General features: G+C 70.8%; 22 protein-coding genes and 1 pseudogene. 14 read left to right on the forward strand and 9 right to left on the reverse strand.

Going from position 1 to position 25,258, the window contains the following annotated elements:
• Positions 1-73 precede the first annotated feature (73 nt).
• Positions 74-1,549 (forward strand): hypothetical protein, encoded by a 1,476-nt coding sequence (locus ACZ37P_RS20600; RefSeq protein WP_467347903.1) that lies wholly within the window; start codon positions 74-76, stop codon positions 1,547-1,549.
• A 72-nt stretch (positions 1,550-1,621) separates the two neighbouring features.
• Here ACZ37P_RS20600 and ACZ37P_RS20605 read toward each other — a convergent pair whose 3' ends face one another.
• Positions 1,622-2,251, reverse strand: coding sequence for a class I SAM-dependent methyltransferase (locus tag ACZ37P_RS20605; RefSeq protein ID WP_467347905.1), 630 nt, complete (start codon positions 2,249-2,251; stop codon positions 1,622-1,624).
• A 288-nt stretch (positions 2,252-2,539) separates the two neighbouring features.
• On the opposite strand from ACZ37P_RS20605, the gene ACZ37P_RS20610 reads away from it, so the two are divergent.
• From ACZ37P_RS20610 to ACZ37P_RS20625, 4 genes are all read left to right on the forward strand, one after another.
• Complete coding sequence (locus ACZ37P_RS20610) at positions 2,540-3,697, forward strand: lactonase family protein (RefSeq protein WP_467347907.1); 1,158 nt, start codon at positions 2,540-2,542, stop codon at positions 3,695-3,697.
• Between the two features lie 696 nt (positions 3,698-4,393).
• A complete protein-coding gene (locus ACZ37P_RS20615) occupies positions 4,394-5,683 on the forward strand; it encodes an NtaA/DmoA family FMN-dependent monooxygenase (RefSeq protein ID WP_401717380.1) in 1,290 nt (429 codons plus the stop codon).
• Positions 5,684-5,780: 97 nt separating this feature from the next.
• Positions 5,781-6,896 (forward strand): LLM class flavin-dependent oxidoreductase, encoded by a 1,116-nt coding sequence (locus ACZ37P_RS20620; RefSeq protein WP_467347909.1) that lies wholly within the window; start codon positions 5,781-5,783, stop codon positions 6,894-6,896.
• Positions 6,897-7,105: 209 nt separating this feature from the next.
• Positions 7,106-8,506 (forward strand): PLP-dependent cysteine synthase family protein, encoded by a 1,401-nt coding sequence (locus ACZ37P_RS20625; protein WP_402712802.1) that lies wholly within the window; start codon positions 7,106-7,108, stop codon positions 8,504-8,506.
• Positions 8,507-8,676: 170 nt separating this feature from the next.
• Here the strand turns inward: ACZ37P_RS20625 and ACZ37P_RS20630 are convergent, their stop codons facing one another.
• Positions 8,677-10,590 (reverse strand): hypothetical protein, encoded by a 1,914-nt coding sequence (locus tag ACZ37P_RS20630; RefSeq protein ID WP_467347910.1) that lies wholly within the window; start codon positions 10,588-10,590, stop codon positions 8,677-8,679.
• 161 nt (positions 10,591-10,751) lie between these two features.
• Between ACZ37P_RS20630 and ACZ37P_RS20635 the strand changes: the two genes are divergently transcribed.
• Both ACZ37P_RS20635 and ACZ37P_RS20640 read left to right on the forward strand, forming a co-directional pair.
• On the forward strand, positions 10,752-11,195 hold the full coding sequence (locus ACZ37P_RS20635; protein ID WP_467347912.1) for a hypothetical protein: 444 nt from the start codon (positions 10,752-10,754) through the stop codon (positions 11,193-11,195).
• Positions 11,196-11,430: 235 nt separating this feature from the next.
• Complete coding sequence (locus ACZ37P_RS20640) at positions 11,431-11,667, forward strand: hypothetical protein (protein WP_467347914.1); 237 nt, start codon at positions 11,431-11,433, stop codon at positions 11,665-11,667.
• A 117-nt stretch (positions 11,668-11,784) separates the two neighbouring features.
• Here ACZ37P_RS20640 and ACZ37P_RS20645 read toward each other — a convergent pair whose 3' ends face one another.
• Both ACZ37P_RS20645 and ACZ37P_RS20650 read right to left on the reverse strand, forming a co-directional pair.
• The gene (locus ACZ37P_RS20645) at positions 11,785-12,549 is read right to left on the reverse strand and encodes an MBL fold metallo-hydrolase (RefSeq protein ID WP_467347915.1); all 765 of its coding nucleotides are present in this window, start codon (positions 12,547-12,549) and stop codon (positions 11,785-11,787) included.
• A 654-nt stretch (positions 12,550-13,203) separates the two neighbouring features.
• Complete coding sequence (locus ACZ37P_RS20650) at positions 13,204-14,385, reverse strand: spore photoproduct lyase family protein (protein WP_467348116.1); 1,182 nt, start codon at positions 14,383-14,385, stop codon at positions 13,204-13,206.
• Between the two features lie 555 nt (positions 14,386-14,940).
• Here ACZ37P_RS20650 and ACZ37P_RS20655 point away from each other — a divergent pair.
• The 4 genes from ACZ37P_RS20655 (at position 14,941) to ACZ37P_RS20670 (ending at position 18,574) form a co-directional block, all read left to right on the forward strand.
• Complete coding sequence (locus ACZ37P_RS20655; protein WP_467347916.1) at positions 14,941-16,455, forward strand: cryptochrome/photolyase family protein; 1,515 nt, start codon at positions 14,941-14,943, stop codon at positions 16,453-16,455.
• Between the two features lie 336 nt (positions 16,456-16,791).
• Positions 16,792-17,679, forward strand: a complete 888-nt coding sequence (locus tag ACZ37P_RS20660) for a hypothetical protein (RefSeq protein ID WP_467347917.1) — start codon at positions 16,792-16,794, stop codon at positions 17,677-17,679.
• 68 nt (positions 17,680-17,747) lie between these two features.
• The gene (locus ACZ37P_RS20665; protein WP_467347919.1) at positions 17,748-18,317 is read left to right on the forward strand and encodes a polymorphic toxin-type HINT domain-containing protein; all 570 of its coding nucleotides are present in this window, start codon (positions 17,748-17,750) and stop codon (positions 18,315-18,317) included.
• A complete protein-coding gene (locus tag ACZ37P_RS20670; protein WP_402712795.1) occupies positions 18,314-18,574 on the forward strand; it encodes a DUF7660 family protein in 261 nt (86 codons plus the stop codon). Before ACZ37P_RS20665 ends, ACZ37P_RS20670 begins: the two co-directional genes overlap by 4 nt.
• A gap of 107 nt (positions 18,575-18,681) precedes the next feature.
• Here the strand turns inward: ACZ37P_RS20670 and ACZ37P_RS20675 are convergent, their stop codons facing one another.
• From ACZ37P_RS20675 to ACZ37P_RS20690, 4 genes and pseudogenes are all read right to left on the reverse strand, one after another.
• Positions 18,682-20,001 (reverse strand): tyrosine-type recombinase/integrase, encoded by a 1,320-nt coding sequence (locus tag ACZ37P_RS20675; RefSeq protein WP_467347921.1) that lies wholly within the window; start codon positions 19,999-20,001, stop codon positions 18,682-18,684.
• Positions 20,001-20,186, reverse strand: a complete 186-nt coding sequence (locus ACZ37P_RS20680; protein WP_467347923.1) for a helix-turn-helix domain-containing protein — start codon at positions 20,184-20,186, stop codon at positions 20,001-20,003. The genes ACZ37P_RS20675 and ACZ37P_RS20680 overlap by 1 nt, the downstream gene beginning before the upstream one ends.
• Positions 20,183-21,610, reverse strand: a pseudogene (locus tag ACZ37P_RS20685) (replication initiator). The gene ACZ37P_RS20680 and the pseudogene ACZ37P_RS20685 overlap by 4 nt, the downstream one beginning before the upstream one ends.
• On the reverse strand, positions 21,607-21,840 hold the full coding sequence (locus tag ACZ37P_RS20690) for a hypothetical protein (protein ID WP_467347925.1): 234 nt from the start codon (positions 21,838-21,840) through the stop codon (positions 21,607-21,609). The pseudogene ACZ37P_RS20685 and the gene ACZ37P_RS20690 overlap by 4 nt, the downstream one beginning before the upstream one ends.
• Before the next feature lie 351 nt (positions 21,841-22,191).
• Here ACZ37P_RS20690 and ACZ37P_RS20695 point away from each other — a divergent pair, with 351 nt between their 5' ends.
• Positions 22,192-22,587, forward strand: a complete 396-nt coding sequence (locus ACZ37P_RS20695; protein WP_467347927.1) for a winged helix-turn-helix domain-containing protein — start codon at positions 22,192-22,194, stop codon at positions 22,585-22,587.
• 648 nt (positions 22,588-23,235) lie between these two features.
• Here the strand turns inward: ACZ37P_RS20695 and ACZ37P_RS20700 are convergent.
• Positions 23,236-23,496: a hypothetical protein gene (locus ACZ37P_RS20700; protein WP_467347929.1), complete on the reverse strand. Its 261-nt coding sequence runs from the start codon at positions 23,494-23,496 to the stop codon at positions 23,236-23,238.
• A gap of 164 nt (positions 23,497-23,660) precedes the next feature.
• Between ACZ37P_RS20700 and ACZ37P_RS20705 the strand changes: the two genes are divergently transcribed.
• Both ACZ37P_RS20705 and ACZ37P_RS20710 read left to right on the forward strand, forming a co-directional pair.
• Positions 23,661-24,413 carry a hypothetical protein gene (locus ACZ37P_RS20705; RefSeq protein WP_467347931.1) on the forward strand — a complete coding sequence of 251 codons (753 nt, stop codon included), beginning with the start codon at positions 23,661-23,663 and terminating at the stop codon, positions 24,411-24,413.
• Positions 24,414-24,627: 214 nt separating this feature from the next.
• The gene (locus tag ACZ37P_RS20710; protein WP_467347933.1) at positions 24,628-25,242 is read left to right on the forward strand and encodes a hypothetical protein; all 615 of its coding nucleotides are present in this window, start codon (positions 24,628-24,630) and stop codon (positions 25,240-25,242) included.
• The last annotated feature ends 16 nt before the right edge of the window (positions 25,243-25,258 follow it).

Consider the following 25,258-nt stretch of genomic DNA (forward strand, 5'->3'; position numbering starts at 1 on the left):
CGCCCGCCGACGTCCGCGTCCGCGCCAGCATCCGCGTCCGCGTCCGCGTAGGAAACTCTCCGGGGAGGGTCACATGCGGAGCTACGCCGGTGCGTTCATCGGCAATCTCCTCTTCACCGCGATCTGCTGCATCGCGGGCCCGTTCTTCCTGCTGATGGGGCTCCAGATATGGCACAGCGGGACCGACCGGGGCGCCGCGCTGGTCTGCCTCGGCGTCGGCCTGGCCGGCACGGTCACGATTCCCGTCGCGGCCTACACGTCCACGCGGCAGGGGTTCCCCCGGATCACGCGCCGGGACCGGGCGAAGGACGCGAGTGTCCGCTACGACGACGACACTCTCGTGATGCTGACGCCGGAGTCCCCCAAGGGCCCGGCGCGGGCGTGGCTGGCGCGGGCCGACGTCCTGGAGGCGTCATTGGTGCGCTACAGCCCCGACGGCGAGGCCACCTTCACGAAGCACTTCGGCAACTACACGCCCGACGAGTTCACGCCGCTGATCCGGCTGAGGCTGCGGGTGCACGGCGTCGAGGGCGCCGACCCGTTCGAGGTCACGCGGGAGTGGCGGGTGCCGTCCATGTGCCTGTCCGCCGTGACGGCCGGGCGCCTGGTCGTCCTCGTCCACCCGGCCCCTGCCACCGGGCCTTCCGCCGGACCTGCCGCCGGGCCTGCCGCCGGGCCTCCCGGCTCCTCGGACGCCGTCCCCGGCACAGCCTCGGACGCCGCCCCGGCCACCCCCGGTGAGATCACCGCCCAATGGCCGCGCAGCCTGCTGCTCGCGGGGACGAGGACCAGTCGGCTGCTCGACCTCGACGGCCATCGCACCGACGTCACCCGGCGCCCCGGCCGCCTGCTGGAGCAGATGCGGATCTCACGGGCGGCCGGAGGAGTCGTGATGACCGGCGACACCATCGACCTCCGGCGACTGGACCCGCACACGGGCGGTCGCTACACCGCCCTGGCCGAGCGAATCCGCGCCCACCCCGAGGACCGCGCACCGGTCACGGAACCGGGGGAGGAGTTCCGCTGGATTGTGGACGAACTGCCCGGCGCCACGGGCGAGTTCGGCTCCTCGGGCCGCCGCTGGTCCCGCCGTGGCGGCCACCTGATCCGCGCCCGCTTCGTCGAACTGCGCGGCACGACCACCTTCCAGGACCACGGCCCGGTCCTCGACACCGTCGTCCGCGTCCAACCGGAGGACGGCACACCGCCGTTCGACGCCGCCCGCCGCCTGACCCTCCCGATGAACTACCTCGCCGTCCTCCACCGCACCCGGGACGTCGTCCTGTGCGTCGCCCCGCGCGGCACGTCCTACGTCGTCGACTGGCCCCGCACCAACCTCCTCGCGGGCGTCACCCCCGCCAAGGTCATCACCCCCGACTCGGCCGAACTCCCCCTCACCGGCCGCCCCGACCTCATCTGGCCCCTGATGACCCTCCTCGCCGCCCACGGCCTGTCCGCCCCCGCCCCCACCCTCGACCTCCGCCGCCGCCGTATGGCCCCCATCGCGCCGTTCGCCCTGCGGATCCTGGACTCGGCACCTCCCCGCTGACCCGGCGAAGTCGGCGCGGGCCTCCCACCGCGCCGCCTCCGCCGGGGCAACCGCCCCTGCCGGAAACAGCCGTTAGAGGCGGCGGCCCAGCAAGTGGGCGTCGAGGAAGCCCCGTTCGGAGGACGGGTCGTGGACCAGCCGGGCGAGGTTGAACAGCCCCGCCCCGGCGAGGAGTTCGGCGAAGCGGTCCACCGGCCAGCTGTAGGCGGGCGTGACCTTGTGGTCGAAGCGGACCGGCTCCGGCCCTTCGGTGGCGAAGAAGGAGGCCATGAGCAGGCCGCCCGGGGCCAGGACGCGTACCTGTTCCGCGAGGAGCGCGGGCACTTCCTCCGGCGGGGTGTGGATCATCGAGTAGTGCGCCAGCACGCCGCCCAGTGCCCCGTCCTCGACCGGCAGCGCCTCCATCCGCGCCTCGTCGAACCGCAGCGCCGGATGAGCGCGCCGGGCGTGGCCGACCATGCCGGGCGAGAGGTCGAGCCCGAAGGCGTCCAGCCCCAGGTCGTGCAGCATGGCCGTCATGTGCCCCGGCCCGCACCCGAGGTCGGCCGTCCGCACGTTCCCCGTCCCGCGCACCAACTCGGCGAAGGTGCCGAGCATGCCCCGAGCGAACGGCTGCGTCTCCAGCCGGTCGGCGAACAACGACGCGTACAGCTCGACGACCCCGTCGTAGGCCGCCCTGGTCCCGTCCTGGTGTTCCGCCACGCGAAGGAAGCTAACACCTCCGCCACCGCCGCCGCCCCCGTGTGACAGGCCCCGCCCGGCGCTCACGGACGGCCCCGCCCGGGGCTCGGGGGCGGCCCCGCCCCACCCCGTCCACCTGGACTTTTACGGGCCTGGGGCCGTTCGACTGGGCCGCTCACCACAACGGCCGAACCTGGCCCCGTCGGTCACGGTTCGTGTCCGCCGCCGGCCCGATCCTGGCGGCGGACCGCATCTGCCCAGGCCGTGGGCAGGGGGCCATCTCGCCGACCCAGCTCCCGAAGGGGAACGATGAAGCGCATTCTCTCGCTCACTCACGCCGCCTGGACCGCCGCAGCAGTGGCGGGCTCCATGGCGGTGTTCGCCCTCCCGTCCGCGTCGGCGGCGGCGTCGCCCGCCCCGTATCCCAGCGGTTCCGAGGGTCCGGTGTTCGTCCAGACGGACAACACCGCCCACAACGAGATCGTCGCCTACCACCGCGCCCCCGACGGCTCCCTCAGCCGACGCGGCACCTTCGCCACCGGCGGCAAGGGCGGTGTCCTCGACGGCTCGGTGGTCGACCACCTCGCCTCGCAGGGCTCGCTCGTCCACGACTGCGCGCACCACCTCCTCTTCGCCGTCAACGCGGGCAGCGACACCGTCACCGTCTTCTCGGTCGACGGCGAGAGGCTCCACCGCGAGCAGGTCATCACCTCCGGCGGACGTTTCCCCGTCAGCCTCACCGTCCACAACGACCGGGTCTACGTCCTCAACGCCCGCGACGGCGGCTCCGTCCAGGGCTACCGGATCGCCGGGGGCAAGAGGCTGGAGCGCGTCGGCGGGTGGAGGCGGGAGCTCCGCCTCGACACCACGACGGCGCCGGAGTTCACCCACACCCCCGGCCAGGTGTCCTTCACCCCCGACGGGTCCCGACTGATCGTCACCACGAAGGCCGGCGGCAGCAGCGTCGACGTCTTCCGCGTGAGCCCGTCCGGCGCCCCGTCCGCCCGTCCCGTCGTGAACGTGGAGAACGGGGCGGTCCCCTTCGGCTTCACCTTCGACAGCCGTGGCCGCCTGGTCGTCACCGACGCGGGGACCAACGCCGTGCTGACCTTCGCGGTCCGCGAGGACGGCCACGTCGTCCGGCTCGACAAGGCGCTCACCGGCGAGCAGGCCACCTGCTGGATCTCCCGCGCCGGGGACCGCTTCTACGCCTCCAACGCCGGCAGCAACGCGGTCTCCGGCTTCCGGCAGACCCGCCGGGCGACGCTCCAACCGCTCGGCACCACCGCGACCGGCGCGGGTTCCACGGACTCCGCCGTCACCCCCGACGAGCACTTCCTGTACGTCCAGACCGGCGGTACGGGCGGTGTCGACGCCTTCCGCGTCGAGCGGGACGGCTCGCTCCACAAGGTCGGCACCGTCATCGTCCCGGACGCCGTCGGCGGCGAGGGAATCGTCGCCCTGTAGAGGCCAGGACCGCTCGTAGAGCCTGGGACCGCCTGTAAAACCTGGCACCGGCTGTAGAGCCCGGGACCGGCTGTAAAAACAGGCACCGGCTGTGTAAAGCCCGGGACCGCCCGGAGAGTCACCGCCGGGCGGCACCCGAACCGGAGCGCGCCGCGCGGAGCACTCCGCGCGCCGCGCGGCACGGGCCCGTCGAAGCGACTTTTCGGCGGGCCCCACGGCGTTCTCGGCGGTGACGACCGCCCGCCGCCGCCCGGGGGGGGGTCTTGACAAGGCCCGCCACCTGGCACGTACGTTCATTCCGCACCGTCAACCCGCATCACGCGGCCCAAGCGTTCTCCCGGCCGCGTCGCTGTGCCCGGCTTTCACGGCCGGGCCGATCGGAGTCGTCGTGAAGGGATCGCGCGCCGTATCGGTCGGGGCCGCCCTTCTGCGGCCCGGCCGGACGAAGCGTCGGCACGTCGATCTGTGCCGGATCCACACCACGCTCTGTCGCTGACGATCCGCCGTCCACGACGGCTTTCTCCCCCTCTTCTCCGGGTACCGCCGCGCGTTTTCGCGCGCCTCCGCACCTCGCGGCAGCACGTCCGCGCACAGGGGCGGGCACCCGCGCTGCCCGTCGGCCCGCGCCGGAGAAGACCCCGATCCTCAGCCACATGACGCACCGGTGCCGTCGCCGCCGGTGAGAAGGGACGACCTGTGAGCGCGCAGCCTCCGAGGACGCTGAAGACCGTGACCGGGGCCGGCGGTGTGTCGGAGACGTACGACCTGGCCGTCGATCCGGAGCGGTCCACCCTGGACACCGCCGTGCGGGTCGCGGCGCTCGCCGAGGCGGCGCGGATCGACGCGCTGTTCACCGCCGACCTGCTGAGCTTCGGCGCGCAGGGCGCGATCGGCTCGCAGGAGCCGCTGGTGTTCGTGTCGGCCCTGAGCCAGGTCACGTCGCGGATCGGCCTGATCGCGACCGTGTCGAGCACCTTCCACCACCCGTACAACCTGGCGCGCCTGTTCGGCACGCTCGACCACGTCAGCAACGGGCGGGCCGCGTGGAATCTGGTGACCTCCTCGCTCGGCGAGGAGAACTTCGGCCCCGGCGCGCTGCCCAGCCCCGAGGAGCGTTACGCGCGCGCCGCGGAGACGCTCGAGGTCGTCAACGCGCTCTGGGACAGCTGGAAACCGGGCGCGCTGACCCGCGGACCGGACGGCGCGGCGGTGCTGGACCCCGCCAAGGTCCGGCCCGTCGACCACCGCGGCCCGTACTTCTCGGTGGCCGGTCCGCTGAACATCCCGCCGCTGCCGCAGCGCCGCCCGGTGCAGTTCCAGGCCGGGCAGTCCGAAGCGGGCCGGGCACTGGGCGCGCGGTACGCCGAGGTGGTGTTCACCTCGCTGCCCACGCTGGACGTCGCGCTGGACTTCACCCGCCGCATCCGCGCCCAGGCGGCGGAGTTCGGCCGCCCCGGCGGACTGCCGCTGATCTTCAGCTCCTTCCACGCCACCTACGGCGCGACGGAGGAGGAAGCGCGCCGACTGGTGCGCGAGCGGCGCGAGTCGATCGACTTCGAGCGCGGCCGGGCGCAGGTGGCCGACATGCTCGGCGGCGGCGTCGACCTCTCGGAACTGCCCCTGGACGCGAAGCTGCCGGACAGCCTGCTGCCGGACGTCACGTCGGTGAACCGGCGGCGCGGCCGGGTCGACATCTTCGTCGGATACGCCCGACAGGGCTACACGCTGCGGGAGTTGATCGTCGCCGCGCAGGACACCGGCCACTGGGCCGCCGCGGGCACGCCGGAGCAACTGGCCGACGCGGTCGAGGAGCGCTTCCGGGCCGGAGTGCTGGACGTCATCACGCTCGGCGGCCTCGCCGACCCGCGCGAGCACGACTTCGTCGTCAACGGCCTGCTGCACGAACTGCGCAAGCGGAAGGTCGTCGCCGAGGACTACGCCGGGAGGACGCTGCGCGAGAACTTGGGGCTCGAACTGCCCTCGTGAGACGCCCGGTTCGCCTTCCGCTCCTCCCGACTGTCACCGCTTGTCACCGAATTTGACCATCTGCCACCGCCCGTCCACCCCGACGAAAGGCCCTGCCGTGCCCGTCGAATTCCTCGGTATCGCCGCCACGAACGACGGCTCCGAGACCACACCGCGCAGCGGCGCGTCCTTCGACAAGGACTACACGCTGCGACTCGCCCGCGCCCACGAGGACCACGGCTGGGACCGGGTGCTGTTCGCGTACAGCTCCGCCTCGCCGGAGCCCGGTACGGCCGCGGCGTACATCGCCGCGCGCACCGAACGCCTGGAGATCCTGCTCGCGCACCGCCCCAACGTGTCGTATCCGACCTTCGCCGCACGGGAGTTCGCGACCCTCGACGCGATCAGCGACGGCCGGCTCGCCGTGCACTTCATCACCGGGGGCAGCGACCACGAGCAGCAGCGCGAGGGCGACGTCCTGAGCAAGGACGAGCGGTACGCGCGCACTCGTGAGTACATCGAGATCGTCAAACGCGTGTGGACCGAGCACGAGGCGTTCGATCACGAGGGCGCGCACTACCGCTTCCGCGACTACGTCTCCGACGTGTTCCCGGTGCGACAGCCGCACCCGGACGTCTCCTTCGGCGGTTCGTCGGCCGCCGCGTACGCCGCCGGTGGCGCCGTCGCCGACATCTACGCGCTGTGGGGCGAGCCGCTGGCCGAGACCGCCCAGCAGATCGAGGCGGTGAAGGCCGCCGCGCTGGCCGCGGGCCGCGGCACCCCGCCGCGTATCCAGGTCGCCTTCCGGCCGATCATCGCGCCCACCGAGGAACTGGCCTGGGAGAAGGCGCACCGCACGGTCGCCGCCATCGAGCAGCGCCGGGCGGCGGGCGCGTGGCGGCGGCGCGGCGGCGACGCCCCGCAGAACACCGGTTCGCAGCGGCTGATCGGCATCGCGGAGCAGGGCGAGCGCTACGACCGCGCGCTGTGGACCCGTACCGCGGCGGTCACCGGGGGAGCGGGCAACTCCAACGCCCTGGTCGGCACGCCGGAGACCGTCGCGCGGGCGCTGCTCGACTACATCGACCTCGGCGTCGATATCATCTCCGCGCGCGGCTACGACCTGCTGGGCGACGCCATCGACTTCGGCCGCCACGTCATTCCGCTGGTACGGGCGGAGGTCGCCCGGCGCGACGCCGAGCGGGCGGCGGGGCCGGTGCCGGTGGGGCGGTGACGGCACGGCTGTGACGGCGGGGCGGTGACGGCACGGCTGTGACGGCGGGGCGGTGACGGCACGGCTGTGACGGCGGGGCGGTGACGGCACGGCGGTGACGGCAGGCACCGGGCGGATCGGCGTACGAGCGGATCGGCGTACGGGTGTGCGGGCCGTGCCGCTGACCCCGCTCCCGCCCCCTCCCGGCGCCCACCACTCAAGGAGATCGCATGGCCAGATACGAGTCGGTGCTCGACGCCATCGGCGGGACACCGTTGATCCGCCTCACCCGCGCCGCCGAAGGACTGCGCCCGCGCGTGTACGTCAAACCGGAGTGGCACAACCCCGGCGGCAGCGTGAAGGACCGGGCGGCGCTGTCGATGCTCCGCAGGGCGGAGGCGGACGGCTCGTTGCGTCCGGGAGGCACCGTGGTGGAGGTGACCAGCGGCAACACCGGCATCGGCCTGGCGCTGGCCGCCGCCCACCTCGGCTACCGGACGGTGGTCTTCACCGGCTCCGCGACCTCGCGCGAGAAGCGGGACCAACTCGCCGCCTACGGAGCCGAGGTGCGGCTGGTCGACGCCTTCGTCCCGCGCGACCACCCGGACAGCATGCGCTCGCAGGGCACGCGGTTCGCCGCCGAGACGCCGGGCGCCTGGTTCGTCGACCAGTACGACAACCCGGCCAATCCGGCCGCCCATTACGCCACCACCGGCCCCGAGATCTGGACGGACACCGAGGGCGCGGTCACCCACTTCGTCGCCACCGTCGGCACCGGCGGCACGATCTCCGGGACCGGCCGTTACCTCAGGGAGGTGAGCGGAGGCCGGGTCCGGGTGGTCGGCGCGGACCCCGTCACCTCGATGTACGCGGGCGGCGACGGCAGCCAGAAGTACATCGAGGGCGCGGGCCACTTCCTGCACCCCGAGGCCACGGCCGACGTCTGGCCGCTCGCCCTCGACTCCGCCGTGATCGACCGCTACCTCGCCGTCGGGGACCAGGACGCGATCGACGCCGTGCGGCGGCTGGCCCGTACCGAGGGCATCCTCGCGGGCGGCTCGTCGGGCGTCGCGCTCGCGGCGGCCCTGCGGGTGGCCGAACACCTCACCGAGGACGACACCGTGGTGGCCCTGCTGCCGGACTCGGGCCGGGCCTACCTGTCGACGTACTTCAACGACGACTGGCTCACCGCCAACGGCTTCCGAGGCCCGGCCCCGGCCGACGGCCCGACCGTCGGCGACCACGCCACCCCGGCGCCGGTGGTGGAGCGGGACGAGGACCCGGCCGACGCCGTACGGCGGCTCACCGCGGACGGCCTCGGCGACGACGACGTGGTGCTGGTCGCGTACCGCCGCGACCGCCGCCTGCTGGCCCCCCACCCCACCGACCTCCTCGGCTGGACCACCCCCGCACGCCTCCGCACCGCCCCGACCGTCGCCGAATCCGCCCAACCCCTCGCCCCCCGCCTCGGCGCCGCCCTCCCCCTCACCGCCCCCGCCGTCACCGACTGGCCCCCCTCCGCCGCCCCCATCGCCCCCGTCCTCACCCAAGGCCGCGCCACCCACACCGTCCCCCGGCACTCTCTGCGCACCCCATCCGAACCCGCCCCGTCATTTGATCTAAGCGGATGAGTGAGGAGTCGCCACCACAGGTGTTCTCCAACCGCTGCGCCGACGCGGCCGGTCCGAGCGGGCCCGGTCCGTCCCGCGACCGTTGCGGGTGCATCGAGCGGACCGGTACGGGACCGCGGCGGGCCGACCCCAGTTGGCGCCGTCGCGGTAACTGCTCGGACCGGAGCCGCCTACTTCACGCGGACGTAGGTCTCCGGGCCGTTGGAGTCGATGTGGCGGCTGTCGGAGGTGAACCACACGACGACCCAGGTGCCGCTGCGAGTCGACTTGCCGCGCAGGTGGTAGGCGCCTTTGGAGTCGGTCTTCACGCGGGTGACGTAGTGCCAGGTCTTGCTGCCCGCGGGCCGGAATTCCAGGTACGCGTAACTGCGGGAGATTCCGGACCACTTGCCGGAGGTGCTCCGCTGCTGGAGGTGGCCGCCGAAGGTGACGTAGGTGTTCTTGCGCACCGTGGTGCGGCTGGGCTTGCCGCCGGTGACGCGGGTGGGGGTGCGGTAGATCTTGACGGCCGCGCTGTAGGAGGGCGAGAAGTCCGGGGTGCCGGGGAAGTACGCCCGCCAGTAGCCGTTCGCCTGGCCGCCGTAGGTCGCGTAGGTCATGAACTCGTCGCCGGGGAGGCCCTGGCGGCCGATCCGGGTGGTGCCGACGGTGTGCCAGGACTTGCCGTTGGACGAGTACTGGATCGTCATGGAGTGCGTGTTGTTCGCGAACTCCGATCCGTACAGGTCGAGATGGCCGTCGATCACCGCCTCGCCGTACTCGTCCTCGCTGACGCGGAACGGGGTGACGCGGCTGGGCGTGGGGATGTGCACGTGGACCGGCGTCGTGCTGTTGTCGGTGGGCAGGAGGAAGGGGTCGTAGTTCCAGTAGTTGCAGAAGTAGTACGAGCCCGCGGTGCCGGTCGTGACGGTGAAGGTGCCGTCGGCCCTGGTCCTGGCCGTGGCGTCGAAGTACGCCGGTCCCTGGGTGTAGATCTTCTGGCCCGGAGTGCCCACCCACGCGGACCCGGCCTTCCGCTCGTACACGCCCGTGATCGTGGTCCGGCCGCCCCGGGGGACGTTGACGTCGGTCTTGCTCAGGACGCGGATCCGGGTGGTCTCCGCCTTCGCCGGCACGGTGAGCGGGGTCTGGTCGCTGCCGTCGAGGAAGTACGGGTAGCCCGCGGTGGCGGTGCCGTCGGCGCCCACCGTCCGGTAGGTGACGTCGCCCTTCACCGTGACCGGCGCGCTGACCCGCCCGTCCGCCCGCGCGGTGGCGACGGCGACCGTATCCACACCGCCCCCGAGGTCCGGGTTGGTCAGGTCGACCGACACACCGGCCGGGTCGAGCGCCGCGCCCGTGCTGGGGTCGGTGACGGTGACCGGGGCCGAGACGGCGTACGAGCGGTGCTCGTAGTCCACCGAGCCGCGGTCGGCCGAGAGCTTCCCGACGGACACCTGCGCCGCGTACGTGAACTGGCCCGCGTCCGGGAAGTGTTCGACCTCTCCCCGGCTGTCCGTGATGTCCACGGAGATGTCGTAGACGCCCATCGCGGGAAGGGCGATGCGCTGCGCCGCCGTCCGGTCGTTGTCGAGGTACGGACTGGTCACGAAGGCCGATGTCGTACCGGCGTCCGGCGCGTCCGCGGGCGCACCGTGCGGACGGTAGTGCGCGGTGATGCCCGCGACCGCCGAGGTGTCGCTGTACACGGACACCGAGAGTTTCCAGTGGTCGGACCAGGAGTTGCCGACTCTGTACACCTGGAAGCGGTGCGGGGGCGGGGCGGTCTCGGCCGGGTCGGGCGTCCCGCTCCCTGACGGCTCCGGACTCGCGGTGTCCGTGGGCGTGGGTGTGGGCGCGTCCGTGGGCGGGTCCGTAGGCGCAGGCGGGTCCGTGGGCGTGTCGCCGACGGTGCCGGTGGGCGTGGCGGTGCCGGTGGGCGTGCCGGTCGCGGTGGCGGTCGGCGTGTCCGTCGGACCGGGGCTCGCCGCGCCGGACGGGCTCGCGGTGGCACCCGGCACCGCGTCGTACGGCGCCGCCGTCCCGGAGTCGGCGGCGGTCGCCGGAAGCGCGAGCGCGGCCGTCAGCAGTGCGCCGGCCGTCACGGCAGGCAGAAGAGCGCGAAGTCTCACTCGGTGTATCCCCCCAAGGAAAACGAGTACCCCTGCCGCCCGCGCCATCCCGGCGCCGATAGCGGACATGTACGGGTCAGCCAATCCTAGAGCCGGCCCCCGGCGCCGCCGCGCACTGGGGCCGGGGCACGCCGATGACGGCGGGCACGACGCATCTGCACATCAGCGCCGCGTACCCGGTGTACGGACAGATCATGGTGCAGGCGCAGTTGGTGGACGGTGCGACCGGCAAGGACATCGCGGACTCCTCCACCAACCGCTCGACGAGCGACCTGATCGTGAATCAGCCGTATTTCACGCCCAGTTGGACTGATGGGGGCGTCACCTCGTACAGCGCGAGCCCGCAGATCGCCACCGGGGCGCCGCACGCCGTGACCGAGCGGCTGAACATCCGGATCGTCTGGTTGAGCCCGGCGTCCGGGCATACGACGAGCACCCAAGTGGTCTTTACGGCAGCCCAGATCGCCGCAGCCGGATACACGCCCGAGCAGCTCGAGAACGCCGTTACGGTCCGTTCAGCGCCGACGGACAGAACTACGCGGTCAAGCCCTGGGGGCCGGGTGCCGACGGGTCGTTGAGCATCGACCTTCCGCCGGTCGACTGGCGCGCCGGCATCGCCCAGTCGCAGTACCTGAGCTTCAAGGCGGCCTGGGGCCTGCCCGCGGGCAGCCTCGTCGGCACGATCGAGGTCCGCGACCCTCAAGGGTGGCAGTACGTCGGCGCCACGCAGACCCTGCGCCTCACTGCCGACGTGCGGCCCGGTCCCCAGCATCTTCGGGCGGGACGCCAAGGGCGAACTGTGGCTCATCCCCGGTGCCAGGGGCCCGTTCGTCCGCGTACTACGACGCCCGCAGTCTGGTCGGCCCCGGCTGGAACGCCTACACCCACCTCCTGGGCACCGGCGACCTCCGCCTCGACGGCCACGACGACCTCATCGCCACCGGTCCCACCGGCCTCTGGTGCTACGAAGGCACCGGCAACCCCGCCGCCCCCTTCAAGCCCCACCTCAAGATCAGCGACGGGTGGCAGGCGGACAACACCTTCCTCTGACCCGCCATTTAACCGCTGCGTGCGGTGCGAACGGGGCGATGGCGACGTCGGCGGGGAGTTCCGCGCCGACCGCTTGGCCAGGGTGCCGATCCGGTCGGCCCGCCGGGGGTTCGGGTCCTATCGGCCTCGGGCCTGTTCCATGTTGGCCCGGTGAGGACGGGCGAGCCAGTCCGCGTGCGGGCCCAGGCGCGCGTCGACCGGGTCGTCTCCTCGCCGGAGCGCGTCGATGTAGGCACGCTCGGCGGCGAAGCGGGCCGCCACCTCGCGGCCTTCGGCAACGGAGCCGTGGCCGGGGACCACGACGTCGGCCTGCCCGGCAGCCTCGGCCAGCCGGTCGAGAGCGCTTTCGTAGGCTCCCACCTGATCGTCCTGGCGAGCGTCGAAGAGCGGGATCAGGACGTCGGAGAGCATGTCGCCGACGAGCAGGACGCCGCGGTCCGCCAGCAGGACCGAGGCGTGGCCGACAGCGTGCGCCTGGTGCTCGATGACCTGGCCCGGCACCGCTCCGCCGTCGGCGGGCAGCGGGGTGACGAGCGCGACGAGGTCGAGGGGTACGCCGGACGCGCTCTCCGCCGCCATCGCCTGCGCCCGCTCCCGGGCCTGACCGGCAACGCGGGCGGCGGCGGTGGTCGCGTAGCGCGGCACATCGCCGAACCGGGAGTGCCACAGCAGATGGTCCCAGTGCGGATGAGTGCAGAACCCGGCCACCACCGGAACGCCGAGCCCGTCCACATCATCGGCGAGCTGGTCCAACTCGGAACCGTCGATGCCGGGATCGATCAGGACCAGCCCGTCCTCGCCGCGCACCACGATCGAATTGGACCAGACCCAGTCGCTCTGCCGCACCCAGACACCGTCGGCCACCTGCTTCAGCTTGCCCATCTCTGCTCCCATCGCTTGCCTGCACCACTGAGACTGCTGCCCGCGGCCGAACTCATCGCTCCCATCGCCGCCCGCCGCGACGGATTCAGCGCAAATGGCCCCAGCTCCTCGACCTGGCGCTTATCAAAGGAGCGGACTGCTCCTCGTCCTGGCCGACCGCCACGCCGGTCATGCGCCGTACGGCGAAGCTCGGGATCGGCGAGGACGGCACGGTCGTCAGCAGGACGGACTTCGTCTGGGGCGGTACGTACGCGACTGGCCGAGCAGATCGTCTCCACCGGCTACGGCTACGGCTACGGCTACGGCACGGTCGCCGTCACGACCTGGGACGCCCTGCCCGGCAGTCATCGACCGGTCGGCCAGACCGAGCGTGTTCAGGGACTCGACGGCGCGGCGCGGCTGCGCGGCACCGGTGAGCCCTGGCCGCTGGAAATGCGTCGCGCTCACGCACGCCGGGTCACCGATCACGTATGGCTGCACGTCCTCGACGACGCGGCCACCGAAGAGGCACGCTCGACTACATGCCGACTGACTACCAGCGGGAGGCCGCCGCTGCGGCCGTCGCCGAATGGAGCGCCCGCGAATGCGGCTTTCCGCCCCCAACCGTCGAAGTGACCTTCCACCGGGAGGGACCGGCGGCGGAGGGGTCGGCCTTCAGAACGCGTATCTGACCCGTAGCCAAGGGGCGTGCGTCGCGATCAGCTCCCGGAGCCGGACGACGGCGCCATGCTTGACGTCGCGCGCGTAGCGGACATTGAGCGCGCCGTTCTCCGAGCGTTTGACCTCCTGGGCGTCCGGCTGCCACAGGAGGTCCTCCGCGCGCGGGTGCCAGCCGAGGTTGACCTCGTGCAACTGCTGGTTGTGGGTCAGCAGGATGACCTCGGCGGCAGCCTGCCGCTTCACCCGGACGGGCAGGACATCGTCGAGGTTGGCGAGCAGATCGGCCCAGTCCCGCTGCCAGCCGGGCCGCAGTACGACCGGTGAGAGGTTGAAGTGGACCTCGTAGCCCGCGTCGAGGAAGTCCGCGGCCGCGGCGACGCGTTCCGCGACCGGGCTGGTGCGGATGTCCAACAGGCGCGAGTCGCGTTCGGGCATCAGCGAGAAACGCACCCGGGTACGGCCCCGCGGGTCCAGCGCCAGGAGGTCGGGGTTGACGAACTTAGTGGCGAATGACGCCTTGGCGGTGGGCAGGGCGCGGAAAGCGGCGATGAAGTCGGCGGTGTTGTCGCAGACCAGGGCATCGACCGAGCAGTCGCCGTTCTCGCCGATGTCGTAGACCCACGAGTGGGCGTCGCACTGGTTCGGCTCCCGCTTGGGGCCCTGCGTCCGCACATGCCGCCGGACGTGGGCGATGATCGCCTCGACGTTGGTGAACAGCGTGATCGGGTTGGAGTATCCCTTGCGGCGCGGTACGTAGCAGTAGGCGCAGGCCATCGCGCACCCGTTGGAGGCGCCGGGGGCGATCCAGTCGGCCGATCTGCCGTTGGGGCGCGTCTCCAGGGTGCGCTTCACGCCCAGGACGAGTGTCTCTGTCTTGACGCGCACCCAGCGGGAGACGTTTCCCTCGTTGCCGTGCAGGGAGGGGATGCGCCAGTGGCCCGCCACCTCGGTGACGGGGACGCCGGGGAGCCGCGCCATGATCTGCCGGCCACGCGGGGAGGCGAGCGCGGCCGGCTCGGCGTACACCTGCCGTACGTCCAGCATTCGTCGGGCCTGCGGGCTGTCCCGGAATCCGCCGTCGTCGGGCGGGGCGGCGGACGGTGTGTCCTCCCACCCGAAGAGGGTCTGCTGCTCGGGAGGGCCGGGAGCGCCGGCCGTATCGGGCCGGTCCGGCAGGTCCGGCCGGTGGTGGGACGAGTCGGCCGGGGGCTGTGGCACGGCGCTCCTCCTGCCCTCGGCCTGATCCGTGTCCGTGTCCGTGTCCGTATCCGTGTCGGCCGTTCGAACGGTACGCGCGGGGGCGGGCCCGCGCCGCATGTGGTCGGCGGCGCGTCCGGCGGACATCGCGGCGGACGGACACGTCCGAGCCTACGGGCCCGAGTCCAGGGGCGGTCGTCAGGGCCGAGCCCGGCGGGGCGGTGAGGAGCGACCCGGTGGCGTACGTCTCGGCCCTCCGGAGTCCGGTCGCGCCGGAGTGTCGGCGCGCAGGACCCGCGCGGAGGCTGCCAGCATCGGCCGAAGGGACGGTCCGTGCGTAGGCGCGGCCCCATTGACCCGAGCTCGCTGTCGTGGGAACCGGCCCGGGCGTACGAAAGTTCCGCGCCCGTCGGCTCGGCGTCGGTCCGGCGCGGAGCATCGACCCGCCGCGGGAAGCGCAGCCCCGTGGAGCACCGACCTGTGGAGCACCGACCCGCCGCGCGGAGCACCCGGGCGCCGCGAGAGGAGACCCCCATGGAACCGCGACCGCACTGGCTGTTCGGCGACCACCTCGGCCCCCACTTCCTCGATCCCCGGCACGGCGGCCCCGACGCCCAGGCGCCGGTGATCATGATCGAGGCCCGTTCGGTGCTGCGCCGCCGCCGGTTCCACCGCGCCAAGGCGCATCTGGTGCTGTCCGCGATGCGGCACCGCGCGGCCGAACTGGGCGACCGGGTGACGTACGTACGCGCCGAGACGTATACGGAGGCGCTGGCCGAGGTGCCGGGCGGCGGCAGGGATCGGCTCACGGTCTGCCACCCCACCTCGCGCGCTGCGCTGGCCCTGGTCACGTCGCTGGAGCGGGTGGACGTGCTGCCCGCGAAGGGCTTCCTGGTGCCTCGGGCCGAATTCGCGGAGTGGGCCGGACGCCGAGACGGTCGCAGCCTGCGGATGGAGGGCTTCTACCGCTGGGTGCGCGAGCGGCACGACCTCCTCATGGACGGGGACGGGCCGGCGGGCGGCCGGTGGAATCTCGACCACGACAACCGTGAGCCGCCGCCGCGCGGCCGGGACACCCTGATGGTGGCCGGTCCCTCGCGGCCGGAGGAGGACGAGATCGACGACGAGGTCCGCCACGACCTCGACCGGTGGGAGCGCGACGGCCAGGTGTCCTTCGTCGGACGCGACAGCCCCCGGCTCTTCCCCGCCACCCGCCGCGAAGCCCTGTCGGCGCTGCGCCGCTTTCTCACGCACCGGCTGCCGGACTTCGGACGGTACGAGGACGCCATGCTGGCCGCCGATCCGGTGATGAGCCACAGCCTGCTGTCCGCACCGCTCAACCTCGGACTCCTCGACCCGGCCGAATGCGTCGAGCGGGCCGAGGCCGCGTACCGCGCGGGTGACGCGCCGCTCAACAGCGTCGAGGGCTTCGTCCGGCAGATCGCCGGCTGGCGGGAGTACGTATGGCAGGTGTACTGGCACTTCGGCGAGGACTACCGGCACCGCAACGCGCTGCGCCACCACGCCCCGCTCCCCGACTGGTTCCTCGAACTGGACGCCGACGCCGTCACCGCCAACTGCCTGTCCACCGTCCTCGCCCAGGTCCGGGACACCGGGTGGACCCACCACATCCCCCGGCTCATGGTGCTCGGCAGCCGCGCCCTCCAGGACGGCTGGGATCCGGCGGCCGTCACCGACTGGTTCCACCGCTGCTTCGTCGACGGTTACGACTGGGTCATGCTGCCCAACGTCGTCGGCATGTCGCAGTACGCCGACGGCGGCCTGATGACCACCAAGCCGTACACCTCCGGCGGCGCGTACCTCCACAGGATGAGCGACCTGTGCGGGCCGTGCGCCTACCGTCCCACCGACCGCGTGGGCGACCACGCCTGCCCCTACAGCACCGGCTACTGGGCCTTCCTCCACCGCCACCGGGCCCGGCTGTCCGCCAATCACCGCACGGCCCGCGCCGTCCAGGGCCTCGACCGCCTCAAAGACCTTCCCGAACTCCTGGACCAAGCCGCCGCCCGCGGCCCCCAGGCACCGTGACCCCCCCCGGACCCCTCCGACCCCTCCACCCCCTCCGGCGGCTCGACGGACCCGACACCTCACGTGCGGCAGGTCCGCCCCGGACAGCCAGGGCCGCGGTGATGCCGATGAGAGCGGCACCCGGTCCGGCGAGCACGGTGGAGAGTGCGCCGCCGACGGACCGTACCGTCTGGCCGCCACGCGCGAGGTGCGCGGTTCGCCAGGCGCGCCGGGTCCCTTCCGCTGTGAATCGGCCCCGGCGGACACGACAGCCGAAACGGCAAGCGAGCGGCGACCGGCACCTGCTCCGCGGCCGACCGAGCGGACTCCGCGGCACCGGTCTCTGTCGGTGTACGGGTGCTGCCCCGCAGCGACGCCGAGGCCGCGGGCGTCAACGGCGTTCTGCTCTCCCTGACCTGGTATTACGACGACGGACCGCTGACGCTCGCCAACGAGGGGACCTGGAACCAGTTCCGCGGCTTCCAGGGCATGAAGGTCACCACCGGCAACGCGCCCGACCCGGTGACCGAGAGCGACTACACGTACTTCCGCGGCATGGACGGTGACACCCTGCCGAACAAGGGCACCCGCTCGGCCACGATCACCGACTCGCGCGGCGACCCCGCGGTCACCGATCTCGACCAGTACGCCGGCATGGCGTACGAAACCGTCCAGTACGACGGCGCCGGCAGCGGCAAGGTGATCACCGACACCGTCACCGACCCGTGGACCTCGGCCTCCCGGGCGACCCACAGCCTGGGCGACACGCTGCCCGCCCAGAACTCCTATCTCACCGGTCAGAGCAGGGAACGCGTCTACACCCCCTACTCCGACGGCCGAACCGGCGAGACCGAGACCGACTACACCCACGACTCGTACGGCCGGGTCACCAGGACCGACGACCTCGGTGACGTGACCACGGCGGCCGACGACCAGTGCGTCACCACGACATACGCCGACAGCACCAGTGCCTGGATCCTCGACGCCCCGGACGAGAACACCACCGTCGCCGTCAAGTGCGCCACGACGCCCGTCCTCCCGCGCGACGCCGTCTCCGACACCCGTACCTACTACGACGGTTCAACCGCCTTCGGCACGGCGCCGACGGCGGGCTCCGTGACGATGAAGCAGAACGCCGCCTCGTACAGCGGCTCCACGCCGTCGTTCGTCACCATGTCCAGCAGCACCGTCGACGAATACGGCCGGACGCTGAAACGACCACGGACCACGACTTCACGGCCCTGACGATCGCGCCGTCGAAGCCGGCGGCCGCGCCGAAGTCGGCGTCGGGGGCGGCCCGGAAGACCGCGGCGGTGGCCGTCCTCACCACCACCTGGCACCACCCCTTCTGGAACGTCACCACCTCCCAGTGGACCGACGCCTCCCACCTCACCCCCGGCGCCCACCTCCGCCAGTCGGACGGCACCACCGCCGTCGTCACCGCGGTCCGCAATTACCACACGACGGCAGTGACGTACGACCTCACGGTCGCGAACCTGCACTCGTACTATGTACTCGCCGGTAGCACGCCGGTGCTGGTGCACAATTGCAACGGGACAATCGACCCGAGCCTGGTGAGGTTTTCGCAGGATACTGTCAGCCCACGTTTCGGCAGTGGAGAGACGATTGAGCAGACGGCGGCCGGTCTGCGATCTGGATATATTAAGCCAGAAGATCTTCCCACGGTGAGACTTCAGTACAAGGATGGAAATCTCTTCTCGTTGGACAATCGGCGGCTCGTTGCATTTCAGAAGGCTGGGATTCAGATGCCGTTCCGGATGGCGACTCCCGAAGAAATCGCAGGGGAGGCGTGGAAGTTCACCACTAAAAATGACGGGGCATCGATCTTGATTCAGCACTTCGACCCAGTGGAGTGGCCGTGAACTGGCCGGACCCAGCATTGAACGTAGTCAACACGCGCGAGGATCTCGCCAAATACCTGCAAGGGCTGGCAATCCTTCTGCGCGATGGAAAATTGGAACTGCAGAATCCATCCACCTCGGACTTTGTGGACGCCTCCGCGCGTTGGACTAAATCGATGGACGGATTCTTTAAGAATGTCATCGGCGAGCCGGTTCCTGAGGTGCCCGACTGGGCGTTGATTGCAGCAATCTTTCGTGCGGCAGTCGTGTACGAGTAGAACGCGTTCGAGACTGTCAAGATAGTACTGAGCGGAATTGCAGCGGCCCCACTGTTTTTTCCAGTGGGGCCGCTGAGGGTCTCTGACGGCAGTAGTTGACGGCAACGTCAGCGGACGGGTGCTGCACAAGTGGGTGGTTCGTCGCTGTCGTCGCATCCAGCGGCGGGCTGGGCGGGGTGGCGGAGGGCGTTGCCGAGGAGGTCGATGGCGTCGCGCTGGAGGCGGAGCCGGACGTGGGCGTATACCGTGGCGGTCACCCCGATGTGGGCATGACCGAGGAGCTCCTTGATCACGACGAGTTCGACGCCCTGCTCCAGGAGGAGGGTGGCTGCTGAGTGTCGGAGGTCGTGGAACCTGATGCGTCGCAGGGCGGCTCGGCGAAGGAGGGCGTTGAAGTGGCGGGTGAGGGTGGTGCCCTCGATCGGGCTGCCGTCGGGCCGGGTGAAGACGTAGCCGCTCGCCTTCCAGCCCGCCCCTGCCGCTTCGCGCTCCTGGCGCTGCCGGTCGCGGTGCTGTTCGAGGGAGTGCAGGCATTCGGTGGGTAGGGCGATGCGCCGTTCCGAGCTCTGGGTCTTGGTCGGCAGTGCGGTCAGGCCGCCGGAGTTGGTGCGCTGCAAGGTGCGGCGGATGCTGGCGGTTCCGCCAGCAAGGTCGAGGTCTTCCCAGCGCAGGCCGAGGAGTTCGCCCTTGCGCAGTCCGGTGTGCAGGGCGAGTTCGAACAGTGCGCTGAGTCGGCGTCCGTCGACGGCGGCGAGGAACGCTCGGGCTTCCTCTGTGGTGAGGGGTTCGAAGCGGCGGGGTCGGGGTGTGCCCATGCGGACGTTGCGGGGGATCTCCTCTTCGCGGACGGCGTGCTCCAGGGCGGACTTGAGCACGGAGTGCACGTAGGCCAGCGTCAGCGGGGAGAGCCGCTTGCGGCAGCAGGTCCCGGCCGCGCAGCACTGGGGCTGGTCGCGGGCGGTGTCCAGGCCGCGTGTGCAGCACTTGCAGGTGGTGCGGAGGTGGTCGAGCCAGGTGCGGACGTCCTTGGCGGTGAGCTTGGCGAGCTTCCTCCTGCCGAGACCGGGGATGACGTACAGGCGCACGCAGGCGGTGTAGCGGGTGTGGGTGTTCTCCCGGAGCCGGTGGACCGCGACGGTCTCCAGCCAGTAGGTGAGGAACGCCCCTACGCTGCCCTGCGCCGAGGGGGCGGCGATGCCGCGGTTGCTGGTGGCGACCTTCTCCGTCAGCAGAGCCAGCGCCTCCTTCCTCGTGCTCCCGTAGACGTGGATGCGCTTGCGGGTGTCGCCTGCGGCGAGGACGTATCCGGCGGCTTCCCAGCGGCCGTCCTTGCGCTGGTAGACGGTGCCGTCGCCGTTAGCGCGGACCCTGCGCGAGCCGGTGCCGGTGCTGCTGGTGGAGGTGGTGTTGGTGTTGGGGTTGGTCATCAGGCTGCCTGTTCGAGTTGGTGGTGGACGAGGGCGTCAAGGGCGTGGGTGGGGATGCGGCGGGCGCGGCCGATGGTGAGGGAGGCGAGCTGGCGGGTGCGGATGAGGTCGTAGACGCTGGAGCGGCTGATCTTCAGGCGCGCCATGACCTCGGGCACGGTGAGGAGCTCGGCGTCGGCGGTCACCCGGTCACCGCACTCCGGACAGGGGCGGTCAGCGGGGCGCCGGAGTGACCGGCCCGGTCACCGGGGCGTCGCGCCTGCCGGGGGCGGGCAGCTTGCTCAGGTAGGGGCTTCGGGGCAGCGCCCAGGAGGTCGGCGAGGTGGGCGAGTTCGGGCAGGAGGCCGCTGCCGGTGTACTGCCAGTGCGAGATCACCAGGGTGGTGTCCGTGCCGGCGCGTCGCCCGCTCTGCGCGTGGTGACCGCTGGGGTGACCGGCGTCGGGGTCGGTGTGACCGGCGGTCAGGTAAGCGCGGTCACTGCGCTGGTCAGTGACCGGCCCGCCCTCACCTGCCCGCTCCTGGGCATCGTTTTGGCGGGTGCGCCAGGCGCTGCGATCGGCTCGGAGCTGGGTGAGAGTGGTGGAGTAGTGGCGGGCGCGGGTGGAGAAGTGGCCTCGGAATCCGAGCATGTGGGCCCACTGCCGCAGGCGCAGGTGGGCATGCCGGAGCTGGGCTCCGAGGTGCCAGGCGGTGTGGATCATGCGGCGCGCATGGTCGGTGAGGTCGTGCTGGGCGAGTTCGGCCAGGAACCGCAGTTAGCGGTCGAGGGTGCCGGTGGTGGTCTCGGCTCCCTTGGTCGCGTACTTGGCGATATAGGCGGCGACGTGCCGGTCGGTGGGGGTTCCGTCGCCGGTGAAGTCGGTACTGCGGATCGCCCGGACGTCGATCTGCTGCCCGAATCGGAACACCGAAGGCTCCGAACCCTGTGCCAGGTCGGCCCTCCCTGCCTGGGAGGGCCGTTGAGGCTGAACGCGGCTGCGCTTTGCGGCGGCGCGGACGGCGTGGTCGAGGAGCCCGGTGGTGGCCCAGGCGGGTGGGGTGCTGGTGGGGCCGGTGGGTCCGTCGATGCGGATGACGGTGTGGAAGTGGATCTGCCCGCGCTTCTGGTACTCGGCGACCTTGGCGTAGGACAGGGTCGCGTGGTGGCGCAGGGTGCGCTGGGTGAGTCCGGCGGCGTGGGCGATCTCGCGCCGGAGGTGGGTGGTGAAGCGGGCCCACAGGGCGGGGGCGTGGGCGTTCCACAGCACCGCCCCGGTGTAGTCGTACCGCTGCGGGTCTAGCAGCGGGTCGCCGTCGGTGTGCCGGGTGCCGCAGGTGCACGGGGACGCGCCGGGTTGGTTGTGGACGGGGCCGAAGCCGGGGGCGGTGAGGGTGGCGAAGACGCGTGGGTGGGTGGAGACGGTGGCCGGGACGGCCTTGCCGCCGCGTAGTCCGGCGGCAATGAGCTGGTAGGTGTCGTAGCGGTAGACGTGCGAACAGGAGGGGCAGCGGGTGGCGCGGCGGTTGCCGCAGCGCAGCAGGAGTTCCCCGGCTGGGAGGCGGCGAGTGTCGAGGTGGTCGAGGATCTGGCCGGTGGCGGTGTCCATGCGGGTGCGGTGACCGGTCATCCGGATCGGGCGTGCGCAGCCGCCCAGTGGGCCGATCTGCCGGGCCAGGGTGCGAGGTGTCCGGCGGCGGCGAGCTTGGCCAGCCTGGCGGTCAGCCGCGCCCGGCGTTCCAGCGCCGAGTTCCTGTTCGCTGACGTGTCGGGGCTGGTGGTGCGCGCCGGTGCGGCGAACGCCGTGCTGGCGGGAGTGAAGGTGGTTGCGGGGGTGGGGAGTTGGAGCTGTGCGGGCATGGGGACAGACCTCCGGCAGGAGTCGGGAGAAGAGGAGAGGCGATTGAGGGGCGACCCGGGTGGTCGGCGCACGTGGGCGCGGTGCGCGTTATGGCGGGCGCGGATGGTGGGCCGGGGACGTCTGGCCTGGTCAGCGGTGCTGTTCTGCGGCGGTGCGTGAAGGTAGCATCGCTTCACGCGCGCATTCAAGTACATCCCTCCTCATCTGTTTCGGTGGTCGGTGGGGACGCGGGTACTGTGGCCCCGGTCTTCCGTTTTGGACGGGCCGGATTTCGGTGGTAGTGGCGCAGAGAGGGCGGGTGACCTGCGGTGACAGTGGGGCGGCGCGGGCGTAGACCGGCTGGCGGCACGGTGTTGCTGACGTTCGAGGTCATCGCCGAGGCCCTGCGGGAGCGGATCCGCTCCGGGGAGCTGAAGCCCGGGGACGCGCTGCCGACGCAGGCCGTGTTGATGGCGGAGTACGGGGCCTCCAGCCTGTCCGTGCAGAAGGCCATGGCCCTGCTGAAGCAGGACGGCTACGCGATCTCCCGCCCTGGCAAGGGAGCCTTCGTCGCCCACCCCGACGACGGCATCGACGGCATCGACGGCGACTCAGGTGACGGGGAGGCGGGGAGCACGCCCGTCGGCGGGACGGCGGCGCGCGTCGAGGCACTGGAGCTGGCACTGGCCGAGACGATTGATCAGCTCACCGCCCTGCGTGCCCGCGTCGAAGCCCTTGAAGCGGGCGGCACCGAGCGAGGCTGCTGATCTGTCGGCCGCAGGACGTGCCAGGGGCCGGGGTGCGTCCAGATTTTCTCTACGAGGTTCAAGGCGGGCCCTGTCCGCCGGAGCTCGCCGACCGTCGCCGACCGACTCGTCACTGGGCAAGCACCCGACGCCCGACGCGGGGTGTCGGCGGAGACCGGGCCCGCGCCGAGGGTGCGGTCCCGACCGATGCCCGCAGGCAGCAAGTTGTGGCGTAAGGACTCCTTGCCCCGTGGCGGAGCAAGTTGTCGCCTGCGACCGTCCTACGGCCGGATCGCAGACAGAGGGCCAGCCAGGGGGCCGACCCTCACGTCCGTCGCCGCGGTCACCGAGGGCGGTGGCCGAGGCTGCCTCCAGCGGGGAGCGAAGCTCCCGACAACCCGCCGTCGCCCGACCCCTCCGCCCCGGGTTGCCCGACCATCGGGGCGCGAGGCAAGCCGTTCGCCCAACGGGGGCCTCGACGGCCAAGCCGCCGAGGCCCCCGGATCACGTGACTGGTCTACACCGCCGACGGCAGGAGTGACGGCAACAACCACGAACAACCCCGGCCGACCCCGTACCCCAGCGAGACACCGAAAGTCGCTCTACCTGCGAAAACGCAGGTAGAGAGGGGTCGCGTAGCACTCGTACTATGTGCTGGCGGGGGCCACATCAGTCCTGGTCCACAACTGCGACGTAGAGATCACTCAGGAGCAATTGGATACCCTTTCCGTCGGACCCCATGCGAGCGGCGAAGGAATTTCTACGACGGAACCGGACCCCTTGCCCCAAGAAATTCGAGACGCAGTTCAAGATGATGTCTGCCACACCTGCGGCGATACGCAGCCCGGTGCCGGCCCGGTGAAGATCGGCGATCACCAGCCGCCTGTCAGTGTCAGTCCCGTCGGCTTCAGCTACCGCGTTTTCAGTCATTGCTCTGTGTGCAGCGGAATCCAGAGCAGGGCGGTGCAAGTTCTGGCTCGCATCGGAAGAAACCACCAGATCTACGAACCCAAGGGGAACTACGAAGAGTTGATGGAGCTTGCGCGTTCACACGTTTCGGGTGGATAGGCGAAGGAATTGACTGGGAGAAGAATATGAAAATCGGCGAAATCGAGGTGATCCTGAATCACGGCCTTCTGGTGATTGGGTCAGGCGAGGATCCGGAGTTCGACCTATTGGTGGACTCTCCTCCGGTGAGTGATCAAAAGCATGTCATGGTCGCTACTCGTGCTCAGATCGCACCGGTGAGGGTAGGAGTGTGGCGTGGGACTTCACCAGTCGCACCCCGACCGGTCTTCACCGGTCGACTGCTCCTCGCTACCGGATATCTGACGTTCAGAGAGAGCTCGGAGCAGCCGTTTTTCGCATGGCCGGCCGTGAGCTCGGGGTCCTCGACCCTGGTGTCGGTCGGTACCGACGCGTGGGACGCGGCAACGGACGTGACGGTCGTCATCGATCCGAGCCAGGAGAGCTGGCCGGACCTGAGAAGTCGAGAGGGATTCGTGGCTTCATCAGCCGAGGTTTCCTCCATTTCGCAGATCGACCGGGTACTTGCCGGGCATAATTACCCGGAGGAGCGCCTCGTGGCGGCGTTGAGGATTCTGTCCATGGCATCGTCGGAAGACGTCTCGGCGGCGCGTATTCGATATGGAGTTGAATCCGTCAAAGAATGGATGAAGTGGCTGCACCCGGCCATTTCCGCGAACTCCTTCGGTGGGGTTCCGGAGATCATTGAAGACATCGTCACCGGGACGAAAAGCGTGGAGGCGGGCGCGCGAGCTGTCATGATGGATATTTCGACCGCCATCGGTATTACCATTGATGAGTTGGTTTTGGCTCACCGGTAGGGGCAACTCGCCGATTTGAGGTCGGCCACTGCGTGGTCGAATGGAGCACGTCCCGTTTGGCGCTCTCGAAGAGCGGGACTGGGAGGAATCAGGGATGATGTGCCGGCGGGGACAAGCCGTGCCTGGTTCACGAATGCGACACAACTGATCGGTTTGCAGGTTTCTCGGTCGAGGCCATGCGTGGCCGGGCGAGATTTACGTAAGGTGCGGTCGGGTGGAGGTCGGATTCGTGGGCCTGCTGCTCAATCACCCGATCCTGATCATCGGGTCGACTGGATTTGTCGAAGACTATGCCGCCGTTCCAATCGATGAACCCAAGCGAGCCTCCCGTGTTGACCTGGTGCTCGACGGAGGCGGCGACGAAATCGAGATCGGCACCGTGGCGGAGTTGCCGATTCCTCGGACCGGCGGTGTCACGGGTACCGTCGATCCCGATGCTGCGCTTCATCTGATGTTGAGCGAGCACGGCCTCCCCCTTCACCGACTGGCCAACGCTCTCGATCTCATCCTCAGAGAGTCGGTGAGCAGTTTGAGCGGTGCGTCACCTCTAGCGGGAGCGCTGAGGTCCGCACGCCTTACCCGACTCGTCCAATGGCTGCACGGGCAAGCTCCATGGGCTTCGCCCAGCACCCTTCTTAATGTCAGGACTTCGACAGAAGAACGGATCGTACAGGCTGGCCGAAGAGGCCTTGAAGATTTCGATGCCGCTGGCACCGCGACCGAGATCATCCGGCTTCTCCAACAAGACCGCTTCCGACGCATCGTGCCAGAATTCGGACCTGGGGCCCTATCAATGGAGCGGATGACGGGAATCGAACCCGCGCTCTGAGGGAGCGATCTCGAAC

The sequence above is a fragment of the Streptomyces sp. NPDC024632 genome, assembly GCF_055559175.1.